18 protein-coding genes are annotated in these 16,685 nt (G+C 59.9%); 4 read left to right on the forward strand and 14 right to left on the reverse strand.

The genetic code is table 11. The annotated features are described in order from the left end of the window. Positions 1-4: 4 nt before the first annotated feature. The 4 genes from EDC23_RS05585 to egtD all read left to right on the forward strand — a co-directional run bounded on the left by EDC23_RS05585 (position 5) and on the right by egtD (position 3,169). A complete protein-coding gene (locus tag EDC23_RS05585; RefSeq protein WP_134082008.1) occupies positions 5-568 on the forward strand; it encodes a hypothetical protein in 564 nt (187 codons plus the stop codon). After that, entirely contained in the window at positions 565-837 is a 273-nt protein-coding gene (gene grxC / locus EDC23_RS05590; RefSeq protein ID WP_166668778.1) for a glutaredoxin 3, read from the forward strand. The genes EDC23_RS05585 and grxC overlap by 4 nt, the downstream gene beginning before the upstream one ends. An 80-nt stretch (positions 838-917) precedes the next feature. After that, positions 918-2,198 (forward strand): ergothioneine biosynthesis protein EgtB, encoded by a 1,281-nt coding sequence (egtB, locus tag EDC23_RS05595; protein ID WP_134082010.1) that lies wholly within the window; start codon positions 918-920, stop codon positions 2,196-2,198. Then, positions 2,198-3,169 carry an L-histidine N(alpha)-methyltransferase gene (gene egtD / locus EDC23_RS05600; protein WP_243830721.1) on the forward strand — a complete coding sequence of 324 codons (972 nt, stop codon included), beginning with the start codon at positions 2,198-2,200 and terminating at the stop codon, positions 3,167-3,169. Before egtB ends, egtD begins: the two co-directional genes overlap by 1 nt. Positions 3,170-3,418: 249 nt before the next feature. Here egtD and EDC23_RS05605 read toward each other — a convergent pair whose 3' ends face one another. From EDC23_RS05605 to EDC23_RS05665, 14 genes are all read right to left on the reverse strand, one after another. Next, positions 3,419-3,742, reverse strand: coding sequence for a Na+/H+ antiporter subunit G (locus tag EDC23_RS05605; protein WP_134082012.1), 324 nt, complete (start codon positions 3,740-3,742; stop codon positions 3,419-3,421). A 4-nt stretch (positions 3,743-3,746) separates the two neighbouring features. Next, entirely contained in the window at positions 3,747-4,016 is a 270-nt protein-coding gene (locus EDC23_RS05610) for a K+/H+ antiporter subunit F (protein WP_134082014.1), read from the reverse strand. After that, positions 4,013-4,504 carry a Na+/H+ antiporter subunit E gene (locus EDC23_RS05615; protein WP_134082016.1) on the reverse strand — a complete coding sequence of 164 codons (492 nt, stop codon included), beginning with the start codon at positions 4,502-4,504 and terminating at the stop codon, positions 4,013-4,015. The genes EDC23_RS05610 and EDC23_RS05615 overlap by 4 nt, the downstream gene beginning before the upstream one ends. Continuing rightward, positions 4,501-6,021, reverse strand: coding sequence for a monovalent cation/H+ antiporter subunit D (locus EDC23_RS05620; RefSeq protein ID WP_134082018.1), 1,521 nt, complete (start codon positions 6,019-6,021; stop codon positions 4,501-4,503). The genes EDC23_RS05615 and EDC23_RS05620 overlap by 4 nt, the downstream gene beginning before the upstream one ends. Further along, a complete protein-coding gene (locus tag EDC23_RS05625; RefSeq protein WP_134082021.1) occupies positions 6,018-6,344 on the reverse strand; it encodes a Na+/H+ antiporter subunit C in 327 nt (108 codons plus the stop codon). The genes EDC23_RS05620 and EDC23_RS05625 overlap by 4 nt, the downstream gene beginning before the upstream one ends. Next, the gene (locus EDC23_RS05630; protein WP_134082023.1) at positions 6,344-9,154 is read right to left on the reverse strand and encodes a monovalent cation/H+ antiporter subunit A; all 2,811 of its coding nucleotides are present in this window, start codon (positions 9,152-9,154) and stop codon (positions 6,344-6,346) included. The genes EDC23_RS05625 and EDC23_RS05630 overlap by 1 nt, the downstream gene beginning before the upstream one ends. Before the next feature lie 102 nt (positions 9,155-9,256). Next, positions 9,257-9,631 (reverse strand): DUF4870 family protein, encoded by a 375-nt coding sequence (locus tag EDC23_RS05635; RefSeq protein ID WP_134082025.1) that lies wholly within the window; start codon positions 9,629-9,631, stop codon positions 9,257-9,259. Positions 9,632-9,706: 75 nt separating this feature from the next. Further along, positions 9,707-11,569 (reverse strand): M61 family metallopeptidase, encoded by a 1,863-nt coding sequence (locus EDC23_RS05640; RefSeq protein WP_208321291.1) that lies wholly within the window; start codon positions 11,567-11,569, stop codon positions 9,707-9,709. Between the two features lie 14 nt (positions 11,570-11,583). Beyond that, positions 11,584-12,474 carry a secretin N-terminal domain-containing protein gene (locus tag EDC23_RS05645; protein ID WP_166668779.1) on the reverse strand — a complete coding sequence of 297 codons (891 nt, stop codon included), beginning with the start codon at positions 12,472-12,474 and terminating at the stop codon, positions 11,584-11,586. Between the two features lie 25 nt (positions 12,475-12,499). Further along, positions 12,500-13,030 carry a DUF7931 domain-containing protein gene (locus EDC23_RS14095; RefSeq protein WP_166668780.1) on the reverse strand — a complete coding sequence of 177 codons (531 nt, stop codon included), beginning with the start codon at positions 13,028-13,030 and terminating at the stop codon, positions 12,500-12,502. Between the two features lie 9 nt (positions 13,031-13,039). After that, positions 13,040-13,483 (reverse strand): GNAT family N-acetyltransferase, encoded by a 444-nt coding sequence (locus tag EDC23_RS05650; RefSeq protein WP_134082028.1) that lies wholly within the window; start codon positions 13,481-13,483, stop codon positions 13,040-13,042. Beyond that, positions 13,470-14,639, reverse strand: coding sequence for a ribosomal protein uL16 3-hydroxylase (locus EDC23_RS05655; RefSeq protein WP_134082030.1), 1,170 nt, complete (start codon positions 14,637-14,639; stop codon positions 13,470-13,472). The genes EDC23_RS05650 and EDC23_RS05655 overlap by 14 nt, the downstream gene beginning before the upstream one ends. Before the next feature lie 5 nt (positions 14,640-14,644). After that, the gene (purB, locus tag EDC23_RS05660) at positions 14,645-16,012 is read right to left on the reverse strand and encodes an adenylosuccinate lyase (RefSeq protein WP_134082032.1); all 1,368 of its coding nucleotides are present in this window, start codon (positions 16,010-16,012) and stop codon (positions 14,645-14,647) included. Positions 16,013-16,336: 324 nt separating this feature from the next. Next, positions 16,337-16,564 (reverse strand): hypothetical protein, encoded by a 228-nt coding sequence (locus EDC23_RS05665; RefSeq protein WP_134082034.1) that lies wholly within the window; start codon positions 16,562-16,564, stop codon positions 16,337-16,339. Positions 16,565-16,685 lie beyond the last annotated feature (121 nt).

Raw genomic sequence — 16,685 nt, forward strand, 5'->3', positions numbered from 1 at the left:
TCCGATGGGACTGAAGTTCTCTCGCGTCGCACTGTCGCTGGTCGTCAAGGTGCCTCTGGAGGTCCTGGAACAGCACATGGTCGCCAATCCGGCGGTGGTCGGCGAAGAGCTGGCGCGCGAGGTGGCACGCTATGCCCAGCAGCATGATCTGGGCTATTACCCGGCGCTGGATTATTTTCTCGAACACGGTGGCGTGGAGCCGGATCTGCTCAATGCGGTGGAGAGTATGACCTGGCTGGTCACCGGCCTGGTGCGTGAAGAGATCAAGACTCGTCTGCGACCGGTGTTTTCCAATCTCCGCTTTGAGTCCATTCAGGCACTGGCCTACACCATGCCTACCGTGCGCCCCGGCCAGAACAATGCCCTGCTGCGTCTGGGCGAGCATTTCACCCCGGATCAGGTCAAGCTGACCCTGATCGCCACCTCGATCCGCCATCGGGATACCCCCGAAACCGCCATCAAGATGGCCGAGCGCATGACCTGGCGCTGGCTGCATGAGCACTTCGAGGCGATCGATATCACCAACATCCGCTATCTGCCGCCGGACGGGGATGAGACACAGGCATGATCCGGGTTCAAATGTACTGCACCAAAGCCTGTCCCTATTGTCAGCGCGCCGAGCAACTGTTGCGCAAACGCAAGATTCGTTTTGAGAAGATCCGGGTGGATCTGGCCAAAGGCAGGTTGCGCGAGATGCTCAAACGCAGCAAACGGGAAACGGTACCGCAGATATTCATCGGCGATCGCCATATCGGCGGGTATGACGAACTGCGCAAGCTGGATAAAAACGGCAAATTGTTAAAGTTGTTACAATCCGATCCCCGTACTGGAACCTGAGCTGTCGTTTGGCATGATTCGATGGTAATGTTCATCCGGAATAGCTTTCGATAAACAGATAACGACAGCAGGGGATTTATATGGTCGCCTCGATGGAACCCATCGCGCCGCAAACAGACAGCCAGGAATTGCGCTCGGCCTATCAACGGGTGCGCAAGACCAGCGAGCTGATTTGTGAGCCGCTGTTTATCGAGGATTACGGCGTACAGACCATGCCTGACGTCAGCCCGCCCAAATGGCATCTGGCGCACGTCAGCTGGTTTTTTGAAACCTTTTTGCTCAAACCGTATGGCGAGGATTACCGGGAATTTCATCCCGAGTATGTGCGGCTGTTCAACTCCTATTACGAACAGGTCGGGGTCTATCATCCCCGTTCGCAGCGCGGGCTGTTATCGCGTCCCACCGTCGAGGAGATCGATGCCTATCGTGCACATGTCGACGCGGCGATGTTGCAGCTGATCGACTCGGGCCGTGCCGAAGCCGACACCCGAATCCGCGAACGTCTTCTCACCGGGCTGCATCACGAACAGCAACACCAGGAGCTGTTGCTCACCGATATCAAACATATCCTTGGTATGAACCCCCTGCGTCCCGCCTACCGCGAATGTGATCTGCCAGAAGGGATGGCGCAACCGCTCACGTTCATCCGCGTTACCGGCGGGTTGAAAAAACTCGGCGCCGAAGAGCATGGCTTTGCCTTTGATAACGAGCGTCCCCGGCACGATATCTGGCAATCGCCGTTTCGAATCGCCGCGCGCCCGATCAGCAACGGCGAATACATCGACTTCATTGAAGACGGCGGTTATCAACGCCCGGAGTTATGGCTGGCCGACGGCTGGGCCGCGATCAAAGCCGGCCAATTCCACGGCCCGCTGTACTGGGAGAACCGCGACGGTCAGTGGTGGCACTATACCCTGGGCGGCATGCAGCCGGTCGATCCCCATGCGCCGGTGGCACATGTCAATTATTTCGAAGCCGACGCCTATGCCAGCTGGGCCGGCAAGCGTCTGCCGACCGAGGCGGAGTGGGAGACCGCGGCGGAGAATCTGCCCGTCGAGGGCAATCTGCGCAGCAGCGGTTATCTGCAACCGCTCGCGCCGGATACGATCGCAACCGGCCTGAGCAAGATGTACGGCGACGTCTGGGAATGGACCCAGAGCGCCTACGGGCCTTATCCCGGCTACCGGCAGGCCGGGGGCGCGCTGGGCGAATACAACGGCAAATTCATGTGCGGCCAGTATGTGCTCAAAGGCGGCTCCTGCGTCACCCCGGCCGATCATATTCGCCGCACCTATCGCAACTTTTTATACCCCGCCGATCAATGGCAGTTCAGCGGGTTTCGCCTCGCGGAGGATCTCTGATGTCGGGCATACCGCAAACGCGGATTCGTTTTTATGATGAACATCCGCTTATGGCCGATTTTTTCGGCGAAGTACTCAGCGGACTGCAACAGCGGCCCCGGTGCATCTCGCCCAAGTTTTTTTATGACGAGCGGGGCTCGGAACTGTTCGACGCCATTTGCCGTACCGAGGAGTATTATCCGACCCGCACCGAACAACAGTTGCTGCAAACCCACGCGGCGGAGATTGCCGAGCTGATCGGCGAGCAGTGTCTGTTGATCGAGCCGGGCAGCGGTAACAGCGACAAGGTCAGGCTACTGCTGGATCAACTGCAGCCCGCCGCGTATTTACCAATGGATATCTCCCGAGACTTTCTTTTTCAGGCCGCCGAACAGGTGGCGAATGATTACCCCTGGCTGGATGTGTATGCCGCCTGTGTGGACTTCACCGCGCCATTGAATTTGCCCTGGTGTCCGGACGACGGCCGACGACTGATTTTCTTTCCGGGTTCCAGTATCGGTAACTTCGATCCCGGGCAGGCAGAAGTGTTCCTGCGTAACCTGCATAATGTGGCCGGTGATCAGGGGAGCCTGTTAATTGGCGTGGATATGAAAAAAGATCCGGCGATTCTCAATGCCGCCTATAACGACAGTGAGGGTGTGACCGCGGCGTTTAATCTGAATTTATTGCACCGCATACAGCGGGAACTCAACGCTGAACTCGATCCGGCTTTATTCAGGCATCATGCTTTTTACAATGAAGATCAGGGCAGGGTAGAGATGCATCTGATTAGCCAGCGGGCGCAGACGCTGAAAATCGGCGATCAGCAATTCCATTTCGACAAGGACGAGTCGATCCACACCGAAAGCTCCTACAAATATACCGTCGAGGAATTCACCGACCTGGCCGGGCGCGCCGGCTTCACCAGCCGCCAGGTCTGGACCGATCCCGATCAGCTCTTCAGCCTGCACTATTTTGATGTCAGAGACTAAAAGATCTCAACGCAGAGGCGCAAAGGCGCAGAGATACGCAGAGGAATAAATAATTAATCTATCTAAACAGGATCCGGCAACTCATCCATGACATCCTGTCGGTTTATAGAGTAAGTATTAATACTCTGATACGACAGTTCTGCTTCCTGACGGATTGCTAATTCTGCAGAATTTAAGAAAATGGAATAAATCATGATTTGATTTATAAATCATTTTCTTTGCGTTCCTCTGCGCCTTTGCGCCTCTGCGTTAATCTCTTTTGCTTTCAGCTTCCGGCGGTTCGGCAAGGGAGCGCAGTTGCAGGTGCAGGGCGGCTTTGGCGAGCAGGTGGGCGCTGACCGGGGCGGTGATGAACAGGAACAGGGTGACCAGGATCTCGTGCATGCTCAGTTCACCGCCGCGGCTGAAATAGAGCGCCGAGGCGAACAGCAGGCTGCCGACGCCGAGGGTGGTGGCCTTGGTGGGGCCGTGCAGGCGGGTATAGAAGTCTTTCAGACGCACCAGGCCCAGCGAGCCGATGAAGGTGAACAGCGCGCCAATCAGTATCAATGCTGAGATGATGTATTCAATCATACGGTTACTCGATGATGTCGCCGCGTAACAGGTATTTGCTCAGTGCCACCGTGCCGACAAAGCCCATCAGGGCGATCAGCAGGGCCGCTTCGAAATAGATGTTGCTGGCGGAGTAAATACCGAACAGCACCAGCAGGGCGATGGTGTTCACATACAGGGTGTCCAGCGCCAGAATCCGATCCGGGGCATCCGGCCCGAACAGTAGCCGCCAGAAGTTGAGCACCACGGCCAGTGCCACCAGGGTAAAGGCGATGGGAATGACGGTTTCGATCATGGTTCGAACACCTCCTTTAACGGCGCTTCATAACGCTGTTTGATCTTTTTCACCAGCGCCTCGCTGTCGGTTTCATGCAGGGCGTGGACCAGCAGATGGCTGTGATCTTCGGCCAGTTGTACCGACACGGTGCCCGGGGTCAGGGTGATGGTGTTGGCCAGCATGCTGATGGCCAGTTCGTTGCGCAGATCCAGCGGCAGCTCGACAAAGACGGGGCGCAGTTTCTTCGGCCGGCCGAGAATCAGCGCCGCCACGATCAGGTTGGCCACGATGATATCGAACAGCACGATGACAATGAATTTGAACAGCACCAGGGGCCGGGCGATGCGCACCTTCTCCGGCCAGAAGTGACGGGTAAACAGCGGGATCGCCCAGCCCAGCAGCAACCCCAGCAGCAGATGGCCGGGGGCAAAGCTGTTGACCAGCAGCAGCCAGATCAGCGCCAGCACCAGGGTCAGTACGGGATGGGGTAACAGACGTTGTCTCATGTGCCGCTTCCTCCCAGGACCGCGCGAATATAGATCTCCGGCTGCAGCAGTTGTTCGGCAATAGTGCGGGTCACGGCGTCCACCGGCCCGGCGCCGATCACCAGGACGAGACACAACAGCACCAGGCCGCCGACCGGGAGCAGTTCCGTGCTCAAACGCCGCGCGGCTTGAGACCGCTTCTCAGCGGGGTTGTCACCGGGCACCGAACGATAGAAGAGCACGCTGCCCGAGCGCGCCAGGGCAATGATGGTCAACAGGCCGCCACCGAGCACGATCGCCAGTACCCAGGCGATGGCCGGGCTGTCCAGCGCCGCGCGCAGGATCAGGAACTTGCCCACAAAGCCTGACAGCGGCGGCAGCCCGGCCACCAGCAGGGCGAGAATGAAAAAGAGCCCGCCGAGCAGCCGGCGATCCACCAGGACCCCATTGGGGGCAAACCGATCCCCGGCGTCCACGCGGCGCCGGGCAATGCTGTCGGCCAGCAGGAAGAAGGCGCCGCCGGCAAAGCAGGTATGCGGCAGATAATAGAGGCCGGCGGCAATCCCGTTGACGCCGCCCAGGGCAAAGGCGGTGAGCAGGCTGCCGACCGAGAGGACCACCAGCCAGGCGATCTGCCGGCGCAGGGCGGTGCTGGCCATTACACCCAGGGTCCCCAGTACCAGGGTGGTCAGGGCCAGCGGCAACAGCCAGGCATCGAGCAGGTCCGCGGCGGCTCCCTGACCATAGAGCAGGGTGTCCAGGCGCAAGATGCCGTAGGCGCCGACCTTGGTCATGATCACGAACAGCGCCGCCACCGGGGCGGTGGCGGCCGAGTAGGCCGCCGGCAACCAGAGGTGAAGCGGCACCAGCGCTGCCTTGAGCGCGAACACCCCGAACAGCAGCAGCCCGGCCAGGCGCACCAGCCCGATCTGCTCCGGGGTGACCTGACGGATCTGCACAGCCAGATCGGCCATGTTGAGCGTACCGAAGACGCCGTACAGGGTGCCGACGGCAAACAGAAACAGCGTGGAGCCGGCCAGGTTGATGACCACAAAGTGAAGGCCGGCGCGGGTTCGTTGCGGGCCGCTGCCATGCAGCAAGAGCCCGTAGGAGGCGAGCAGCAGGATCTCGAAAAAGACGAACAGGTTGAACAGATCCCCGGTCAGAAACGCCCCCTGCAGACCGAACAGTTGCAGCTGAAACAGCACATGAAAATGGCGTCCGGCCCGATCCGCCCCCTGGCAGGCATAGAGCAGGGCGAACAGGCCCAGCAGGGCGGTGATGAGCACCATCCAGGCGGCGAGCGGATCGGCGACCAGGACGATACCGAAGGGGGCCTGCCAGTTGCCCAGTGCATAGACCTGCAGCGGTCCGTCGAGCACGTGCTGTAACAGGATCACGGCCACGCTCACCTGGGCCAGCAGGGCCAGCAGACCGAGGCCCCGTTGCCAGCGGACTGTGATCCGGCGCAGCAGGAGCAACAGGATGCCGCTTAACAGCGGCAGAAGGATGGGTGCGATAACCAGATGGGTCGTCATGACTCGCGCCCGTCCACGTGATCATTGCCCAGTTCCGCGCGCGCTTTGAGGGCCAGCACGATGGCAAAGGCGGTCATACCGAAACTGATGACAATGGCGGTGAGCACCAGGGCCTGGGGCAGGGGATCGGTATACTGGCTGATACCCTCGCGAATGATCGGCGGTTGCCCGATGGTCAGCCGGCCCATGGCGAACAGAAAGACGTTGACCGCATAGGAGAGCAGGGTCAGTCCCAGTACCACCGGAAAGCTGCGTCCGCGCAGCATCAGATAGACGCCGCAGGCGGTCAGCACACCGATGATCAGCGATAACAGTGCTTCCATCAGGCTGACTCTCCGGCGGGTTTGTGTTCCGTATCATCGCCGCTGTGCAACATGCCGATAAAGATCAGAATCAGCAAGGTGGCGCCGACCACGGTCAGATAAACGCCCAGATCGAACAGCATGGCCGAGGCCAGTTCAAACTCGCCGACGATCGGCCAGTGCATATGACTGAAGGTGGAAGTCAAAAACGGATAGCCGAACCACCAGCTGCCCAGCCCGGTGAGGGTGGCCAGCAACAGCCCGACGCCGATCACCGGGTGCATGTTGGCGGGCAGGCGCGCCTGGGTCCAGCGAACGCCGTTGGCCAGATACTGGGTGATCAGCGCCACGGCGGTCACCAGCCCGGCGATGAAACCGCCACCGGGCAGATTGTGCCCGCGCAGCAGAATAAACAGTGAGACCAGCAGGGCCATGGGCAGCAATATCCGGGTCAGGGAGCCCATGATGGCGGGGTGGACGTCCCGATCCCACGGCCGGCCGCGGCGATCGACCGTGGGCCCGCTCAGGCTCAGATGCTCCAGCATGGCGTAGATCCCCAGTGCCGCCAGCGCCAGGACCGTGATCTCGCCGAGGGTATCAAAGCCACGGAAGTCGACCAGGATCACGTTGACCACATTGGTGCCACCGCCCCCGCTGACGCTGTTGTCGAGAAAGTAGTCGGAGATGCTGGTAAAGGGCCGGGTCAACACCGCCCAGCTCAACAGGGCGGCGCCGCCGCCGGCGGCCAGCGCCAGCAGCCCATCGCGAGCGCGGCGCCACAGCCCGGATTCCGGGAGTTGCCGCTGGGGCAGGTAGTAGAGGGCCAGCAGCAGCAGGACGATGGTGACCACCTCCACCGAGAGCTGGGTCAGGGCCAGATCCGGGGCAGAGAATTTGACGAAAATCAGCGCCACGATCAGCCCCACCGCGCCCATCACGATCAGACTCAACAGCCGTCGACGATGCAGCAGCACGGTTGCCAGCGCGGCGGCAATGACGCCCGCCGCGGCGACCAGACTGACGCCATCGAGCGGCAGCGTAGTGCGCGGGCCGCGCAGGATACCGTCACCGGCCGCAAAGCCGCTGATCCCCAGCACCAGCGCGCTGAATACAAACCAGGCCAGCATGCGTTGCAGGGAGCCGATATCGGTGTGCCGGGTAATCGCGGCTGCCAGGGCGTGGAGCGCGCGCAGCAGGGCGTCGAATACCTTGCTGGCCTGAACATAGGGCTCGAAACGATCATGCAAGCGAAACAGCGGGTAACGCAGGCTGTATACCAGCAAGCCGCCGATCAGGGCGATGAGGCTCATCAACAGTGCCGGGCTGAGACCGTGCCAGATGGCCAGATCAAAATACGGCAGCGGTGCCTGCAGCACCCCGCCGGCGGCAATGCGCAACAGCGGTTCGACGGTCAGGGTCGGCAGGATCCCCACCAGCAAGCACAACGCCACCAGCATCTCCACGGGCACTTTCATCCAGCGCGGGGGTTCGTGAGGCGTTTTGGGCAGCCCGATCGGCTCGCCGTTGAAAAACACATCGTGAATAAAGCGAATGGAATAGGCGAAGGCGAAAATCCCCGACAGCGTCACCAGCGCGGGCAGTATCCAGCCCAGTTGCAGATAGGTGGCGGCGCTGACCGCCTCGGCAAAGAACATCTCCTTGGAGAGGAACCCGTTGAGCAGGGGCACCCCGGCCATGGCCCCGGCCGCCACCATCGCCAGCAGGGCGGTATGCGGCATGTACTTCCACAGGCCGTTGAGCTGGCGCATGTCGCGCGAGCCGGCTTCGTGATCGATGATCCCGGCGGCCATGAACAGCGACGCCTTGAAGATGGCGTGATTGATGATATGGAACACCCCGGCCACCGCCGCCAGCGGGGTACCGATGCCGAACAGCAAGGTGATCAGGCCCAGATGGCTGATGGTGGAGTAGGCCAGCAGTCCCTTGAGATCGTGTTTGAACAGCGCGACGATGGCGCCGACCAGCAGGGTAATCAGCCCGGCGCCGCCCACCAGCCAGGACCACTCCGGGGTGTTCGACAGGGCCGGAAAAAACCGCGCCAGCAAAAAGACCCCGGCCTTGACCATGGTGGCCGAGTGCAGATAGGCGGAGACCGGGGTGGGGGCCGCCATTGCATTGGGCAACCAGAAGTGAAACGGGAACTGGGCGGACTTGGTAAAGGCGCCGAGCAGAATCAGGATCAACACCGTCAGGTATTGCGGGTGATTGCGAATCAGTTCACCGGAATCCAGGATGACGGACAGTTCATAACTGCCGACCATCTCGCCCAGCAGTACAAAGCCCCCGAACATCGCCAGGCCGCCGGCGCCGGTGATAGCCAGCGCCATGCGCGCGCCGTTGCGGGCGTCGCTGCGCTCCTGCCAGTAACTGATCAACAAAAATGACGACAGACTGGTCATTTCCCAGAAGATCAAAAGCTGGATGATGTTTTCCGACAGGACGATGCCCAGCATGGCGCCCATGAACAGCATCAAATAGGCGTAAAACCGTCCCATGCAGTCCCGCTCGGAGAGATAGTAGCGGGCATAGATGACGATCAGCAGGCCGATCCCCAGAATCAGCAGGGCAAACAGCATTCCCAGACCGTCGAGGCGAAAGACCAGATCCAGCCCCACCGTCGGTATCCAGCTCCAGCGTTCGATGGTGGTTTCGCCGTCAATGACCGGTGTCATCAAAAACAGCAACTGGATCAACGCCACCACCACCACCACGCCGGAGAGCCACGCGGCGTGCAGTCGCCCGAAGCGGGAGACCAGTGCAGCCAGCATGCTGCCGACAAAGATTGTGAGTACCAGTCCCAGCAGACTCATGGGTCGCGTTTTATCCTTCTACAGACAACGGGTTTTTATGCCGTGAACATAACTGTCAGGTTTGCTGTGGCGCAACGCAACGCACAATACCACAAGCGACTCTCAGGTGCTTGCCTGGGGCGGTATTGTCGGCGGGGTCATTGGTCGTTTTTCATACAGGTACAACCAGCCCTTGACAATGCGGTACACCACCCAGAAAAAAGTCGCGAGCAGGATCAGCCAGCCGATCACAATGAAGTAAGTGATGGCACCGACGATCAAGCCGAGCAGACCGTACCAGAAAGTGCGGATTTGCCAGCGAAAATGGGATTCGAGCCAGGTGCCGCGCACGTCATCCAGTTTGACATAATTGACAATTACCGCGATGACATAGGTGATTGCCGTGACATACGCCAATGCCTGCAACAGATAGACAATGTGGGTCAGCTTGACCAGATTGTCGAGGGGGTCCTGATAGGGGTCGTAGGTCGGTTCCATGTGTTGTTTTGTGCCAGGTTGTTGTTATGCCGGTTATCAAAATAAGGGCGTACAGGCGATTCAATGCCCGGGGCTTTATTGATTGACAGCCTGTTTTGTCGAAGCCGCTTCATCCGCAAGTTGCAGCCAGTTTGCACGGGCCGACGATTGTGTCGCGCTGGCATCCGCCTGCCAGGTTAAATAGACCGTATCGGCCGGCGCCGGTTCCAGACGGAGTCGGGTTTCAAACAGTTCATCCCGCCGAAAGGCGTGTATTGTGACGGGTGTATCAAGCGGGTAATTCTCCAGCCGGGGCTCCAGGCTGGTTTTGCCGACCTTGATGCCGTCCCAGGCAATGATCACATCCCCGGCGGAGAGGCCCGCTTTTTGCGCCGGGCCGTTGTCGAACACATGGCTGAGCCGGGCACCGGTATTGTCGTCGACGATCCGTGCGCCAAGCCAGGGTTGGGGCCGGTTGCTGATCTCTTCCGCGGCCGGCTCACCACCCCTGTCATCGGCATTGCGTGCGGGGCGCAGTTGAAAATCGATCTCCAGATCGGCGAACAGCTCCTGTAATGGCGGATCCTCGGTGCCGTAGACATAACGGCTGAAAAACTCGCTCAGATCCCGCCCGGCGATATCCGCCGCCAGTTGTTCGATCCCGCCTTCGGGCACACCGATCCCCGCCTTGCCGTATTCCTGCCAGAGGCGCCGCATCAGATCGTCCAGTGAGCGCTGTTGATCCGTTACCCGGCGCAGGGTCAGATCCAGCGCCAGGGCAATCAACGCGCCTTTGCTGTAATAACTGACGATGTTATTCGGGGCGCTTTCATCCTGTTTGTAAAACTTGTTCCAGGCATCGAAGCTGCTGTCGGCGACACTCTGTTTGAAACGTCCCGCGCCGCGCCAGACGCGGGTGACGGTCTGGCCCAGCAGCTGGAGATAACTTTGCGGCTCGATCAGCGCGCTGCGCACCAGCGCCAGATCATCGTAATAGGAGGTGATGCCTTCGAAGGCCCATAACTGCCGGGTCGGGGTTTCGCGACTCAGATCGTAGGGCATGAAGACCGCTGGCTTGATGCGCTTGATATTCCACAGATGAAAATATTCATGGCTGCACAGGCCGAGAAAATTGCGATAGTTGTCGGTCATTGTTTCCTGTCCCGGCTGCGGCAGATCCTCGCGACTGCATAACAGGCTGGTGGAGCTGCGATGCTCCAGTCCACCGTAACCTTCACCGACGGCCATCACCATAAACAGGTAGCGCTCCATGGGGGGCAGCTCGCCGAACATAGCGACGTGGGTGGTGCAGATTTTTTCCAGATCCCGGCACAGGCGGGGCAGATCGGCGCGGTGTTTGCCGGTGATGACAATGTCATGCGGCGTGCCGGCGACCTCGAAGGAGGCGAGATCGAACTGGCCCATCTCCACCGGGTGATCGATCAACTCATCATAGTCACGGGCCAGATAGCTGCCGAACTGGTACAGCTCCGCATCCAGGCGCGGCAGGGTGGTGGCGAGCCGCCAGTTTTCATAGGCCGTGCCCGCCGGCGGGGCAATATCGACCCGGCAGGGTTGCTCGCTCTGGCCGTCGACGGCGATAAAGACACTGGTGCCATTGAAGTAGCCGTGGCCGGTATCCAGGTGCGCGCCGCGCACCGACAGATCCCAGGCATAGACCTCGTATTCTATATATAAGGGCCCGTCACAGGGCGCGACCTGCCAGCGTGCCTTGTCCCGCTTCTCTACCGTCACCGGGTTATGGTTACGATCAGTCGCGTTGAGCCAGACAATGTTTCGGGCAAAGTCGCGGATCATGTAACTGCCGGGAATCCAGTTCGGCATGCTCAGTCGCTGGCCGTCCGGATCCGGTTGATCGACGCGACAGCGAACTCGAAACAGATGGGCTTCGGGGGAAACCGGAAAAATGGAATAGGCTATCGAATAAGTCTGGTTCACAACAACCTCGTGAGTTACGGCTGGAGTTCGATTTTAACAAAGACGCGCTGGCGCCGTTCACTGTCACTTCGACGGGAGTAGGTGGTACCGCGCTGCCGGCTTTGCCGGCTTTCATGCGTGCCGCCCAGTTCCACCCATTCACCGAGACGGGTATTCACGGTCGTCGTCAGTCCACTGACATCAATCCGTCCGTTACGGGTGTCGTTAACGGCGGCGCGTTGCGGACGAATAAACAGCTGTACCTGTTCGCCATTGAGCCGGGGACGGATTTGAACGCCGCGGCGGACCGTGTGATAACGGGTCGTGCGAGTGACGGTGCCGTCGGGATTGGTGGTCTGTTCGCGGATCGGCCTGGCCTGACCGGTGTGGATGGTGGCCCATTGGCCCTCCTGAACCCGGATGGTCTGCGCGGACGGCGCCTTCGAGCGGGTTCGGGAGCGGGACAGGTCGACCCCGCCGCGGATGCCGTCCCCGGTTTCCCGGCCACCCTCAATGACCCCGCGTTTTTTATCCGGGTCCGGCGCCTCGGCGCGCGCTTCGACTGAACCGTTACCCAGCCGGCCCCGGGCCGTAATTGACTGCTCGGCCTCGATAGCCTGGTAATCGGTGGAGACGTACACAGTTAATTCCCGCGGCGCGGTGTCCAGCTTGTCCAGCAGCTGGCGAATCTCTTCATGATTGCGTGGTGTGGTGCGAACAATCAATTTGTAATCGGTACCGCTTACCGTACCGCCTTTGGCGACAAACGGTTTGACCATGGGGACCACTTCCTCCGCCGTGCGATGGCGCAGATCGATTACGTCCAGTTCCATCGCCGCGGCGATCAGCGGCGGGCTACAGAGTAGCCCGGCCAATAACAGCGGCATGAACAGGAAACGTTTGATCAGGAATAAAACAGGCTTCACGCTGCGTCTCTGCGGTGAAATGATGTTACAAATGGAGCCGACGCGCGTCGGTCGGCACCTGGCTGTGATCCCAGACTTCATTAAAGTGCTGCAACAGGTAGTGGGCCAGCTTGGGATCGTTGTAGTTAACAATGCCCTGGTAACGATCCGCCTGCTGGCGGTGTAGTACCGCCCGTTCATCCACGATAAAAAAGCTTTCGAGATTGTTCGCATACTCCTTGTGAATTTCCCGGATTTCCATCGAGCTGCTCAGGTGCCGGGACAGTTCGATCAGTCGATGGCCCGATTTGACCAGGGGATCGATATCCCGAATCAGAATGCGGATCCGTGACTGGGGATGACGCGTCGCCAGGCGGCGTAACGCCTCATTGAATTCCTGCTGGTCGTAGAGTTTACCGTCCAGGTACCGGCTGTAGACGGACAGGCTGCGGCGTCCCTTGTTGAGCATGTTGAGCAGGGTCTGATAATTATCCTGGCTGTCGTCGATCGTCAGCTCGCCGGTCTGCTCGCCGATCTCGGCACGGGTTAACGCCGGGGTGTCGTGAATCTGTGTCATGGTAAAATTCTAGTCGATCCGGGCCAGTTCCAGAACCATTCTTTTATGCGGGATACCGGCATCCATGAAGGTCTCCCCCTCGCTGTGGAATCCGGCTTTGGCATAAAACCCTTCAGCCCCGAGCTGGGCGTTCAAAAATACCCGGGACAGGTGCTGCTCGCGGGCCATCTCCAGCAGGCGTCGGAGCATTGCCGCGCCCACGCCCTGACCCCGCCAGGCTGGCAGCACTGCCATGCGACCGATGTGACCCTCTGGCAGGAGTCGGGCCGTGGCCACCGGGGTGCCGTCGCCGGCTGTCACCAGCAGATGTCTGGCGTGCTCATCCTGGCCGTCCCACTCGAGTTCCTCGGGTACCTGCTGTTCCTCGATAAAGACCCGCCGGCGGACGGCTTCGATGGCCGGGCGCGCCTCGGCGAAGGTCGGCTGTGCGAGATTGAACTCAGTCCGCTTCATCGATCAGGATTACCCCGAGGTTGATCAGCTGACTCAGCAGGGCGATAAACGCGGGATCGGCCCCCCAGCGAGGCACATCCGAGAGATCGTAAACCTCGTGATCACATAACCAGCGCAGCGGCTCGAACAGCTCATGCACCACGGTCAGGCTGTGGCCTGCGGCGAACAGGGTGAGCTGTTGCCCGTCATCGGTATAGAGCAGCCGGGCCCAGGGATTGCGTACCAGTACCGACTGCCGGACCAGCGCCTGCTCAACCGCCTGCTGACTCAAGGGCTTGTCCAGTGGCACAACACTATCGGCCTGTTTGGCCTCGGTTAACAAGCGACCCAGCCACTCGTCCAGTTGTGTGTCGGATAAAAACCGCAGGCGCAGGATCTCGCGCAATTCGCGCAGTGATTCGCTATCCAGGTGCGCGGGATGATCGGGCAGGGCACGGCCGGGATCGGTATAAAAGCGCGGGCTCGCCTCTTCTTCCACGTAGTCATCGGCAAAGCTGCCGATCAGCTGGGCATAGGAGGGGGCGCGAAAGCCGACGGAGAGGGTCATGCCTTCGCCTTGGGCGATACCGTGGTGGGCCACGCCGGGCGGCAGGTACAACATGTCACCGGGTTCGAGCAACCACGTCTGTTCGGGTTCGAACTGTTGCAGAATATTCAGGGCAATGCCGGGCACGAAGTTCTCCGCCGCGACGGGCCGGGTATTGACCTGCCAGCGCCGGGTCCCGCTGGCCTGCAGCAAAAAGACATCGTAATTGTCGACATGCGGCCCCACCGAGCCCTGATCGGCGGCATAACTGATCATGATGTCATCCATGCGCCAGTCGGGAACAAATCGAAACGCCTGCAGCAGTTCGGCCGCGGCGGGAATGTATTTGTCCACATCCTGCACCAGCAGGGTCCAGTGGCTTGGGGGGAGTTCGGCAAAGCGTTGCGGGGTGAACGGCCCGTTTTCCAGATGCCACGGGGCGGGGCCGTCTTTTTCCAGCACCAGACGCGATTCGATGTCGGATTCGCAGGCCAGCCCCGCCAGTTCGTCCGCATTCAGGGGCGGGACAAAATCGGGAAACGCCTGGCGAATCAGCAAGGGGCGTTGTTGCCAGTAGTCCTGTAAAAAATCGGCAGTGGAGAGTTGGCCCAGCGGAGTGCGTATGGCCATCGGGGTCAGACGCCGCTGGCCTGTTCGCTGGCGTTACCAATATAGGTCGCCGGCGTCATCTCCAGCAGCGGTTGTTTGGCATGTTCGGGAATCTCCAGACGCTGGATGAACTCACGCATCCCCTCGGGGGTGATGCGCTGGCCACGGGTCAGCTCCTTGAGCTTCTCATACGGCTTTTCTATTCCGTAACGGCGCATGACGGTCTGGATGGCCTCACCCAGCACTTCCCAGTTGTCATCCAGCACGGCCTGCAGCCGGGCTTCATGGACTTCCAGTTTGCTCAATCCCCGCAGGCTGGATTGATAGGCGATCAGCGAGTGGGCGATACCGACGCCCAGATTGCGCAGCACGGTGGAATCGGTCAGATCCCGTTGCAGTCGCGAGACCGGCAGTTTGGCGGCCAGGTGATCGAACAGGGCATTGGCAATGCCCAGATTACCCTCGGAGTTTTCAAAGTCGATGGGATTGACCTTGTGCGGCATGGTGGACGAGCCCACTTCGCCGGCCACGGTCTTTTGTTTGAAAAAGCCCAGGGAGATATAGGCCCAGATGTCGCGATCCATATCCAGCAAGACGGTATTGAAGCGCGCGATGGCATCGAAAAACTCGGCAATGTAGTCGTGCGGTTCGATCTGGATGGTGTAGGGATTCCATTCCAGTCCCAGCGAGGTGACAAACGCCTCGGCGAAGGCCGGCCAGTCGACTTCGGGATAGGCCACCTGATGGGCATTGTAGTTGCCCACCGCGCCGTTGATTTTGCCCAGCATCGGCACCGCGGCGATCTGCTGACGCTGGCGTTTGAAACGGGCGACAAAGTTGGCCAGCTCCTTGCCGACGGTGGTCGGCGAGGCGGGCTGGCCATGGGTATGCGAGAGCATCGGGATGGCCGCGAAGCGGTGTGCCAGTTCGCGACAGGTGTCGATCAGTTCATCCAGTTGCGGCAACAACACCTGATTGCGCGCCTCGCGCAGCATCAGGGCATAGGCAAGGTTATTGATATCTTCCGAGGTACAGGCAAAGTGAATGAACTCGCTGACCGCTTCCAGCTCGGCATTGCCGGCGATCTTCTCCTTGAGGAAATACTCCACCGCCTTGACGTCGTGGTTGGTGGTCTTTTCGATATTCTTGACCCGTTGCGCATCGTCCACTGCAAAGTCATCAACGATGGCATCGAGGATATTGCGGGCATGCCCGGAGAAGGGCGGGACCTCGGGGATGGCGTCGCTGGCGGCCAGTTGTTGCAGCCAGCGCACCTCGACCAGCACACGCTGACGGATCAGTCCGTACTCGCTGAAGATCGGTTGCAAGTCACGGGTTTTACTGGCATATCGGCCGTCGATCGGGGAAACGGCGGTCAGGCTGGTCAGCTCCATTCGGGTTCCTGTCGGGCTCTTGAAACAGAGCCGCTATTTTACACGATTCAGTGGGCACTGTCCGCTGTTCGTAAAATTCACCCGGAGGAGATTTATGCCCGCTGTTTGGGTATTCATGCTCGTTGTTGGGGTGCGGAAGTCCCGGAGGAAAAACTATGGCATCGCGTCAATGCACGAAAAACAGAGCCGGATTTTGTCCATCTTCAACGCCACGGTTGATGAACAGAATCGGGTAGACAGACTTTCCCGGCATCGTTATGCCCGGGGTCTGGGCACAATGAAATAATAACTCTGTGGCCTTTGCGACCGCTGGGTTGCGTTCTTTTAACCCGCCCGGCGGTAAATCAGACCCGGTTTGAACAGCACCTCGTTGGCCGCCAGCTGATCCAGGGGACAGCCTTCATCATTACACCAGGCGAGGCGATCGTATTCATAACGCTGGCCGTTGCGCTCGATGGACTGGTAGATCGGCTTGCCCAGATGACTTCCGATTTTCGGTCCGTAAGACGGTTTTTGCACGACACTGACCTCCTGATTAAGGGTTTGCGACATTCACTTGCCTTTGGCGGCAAGATGTCCTGTTGCTTTAGTCCCTACATGGTCATGAAACCGCCCGGTTTCAACCGGGCGGCTCGTGTCATCGAGCGATTAAGTGATGCCAGCTGTTTCGCGG

Source organism: Thiohalophilus thiocyanatoxydans (assembly GCF_004366735.1).
Lineage (GTDB): Bacteria > Pseudomonadota > Gammaproteobacteria > UBA6429 > Thiohalophilaceae > Thiohalophilus > Thiohalophilus thiocyanatoxydans.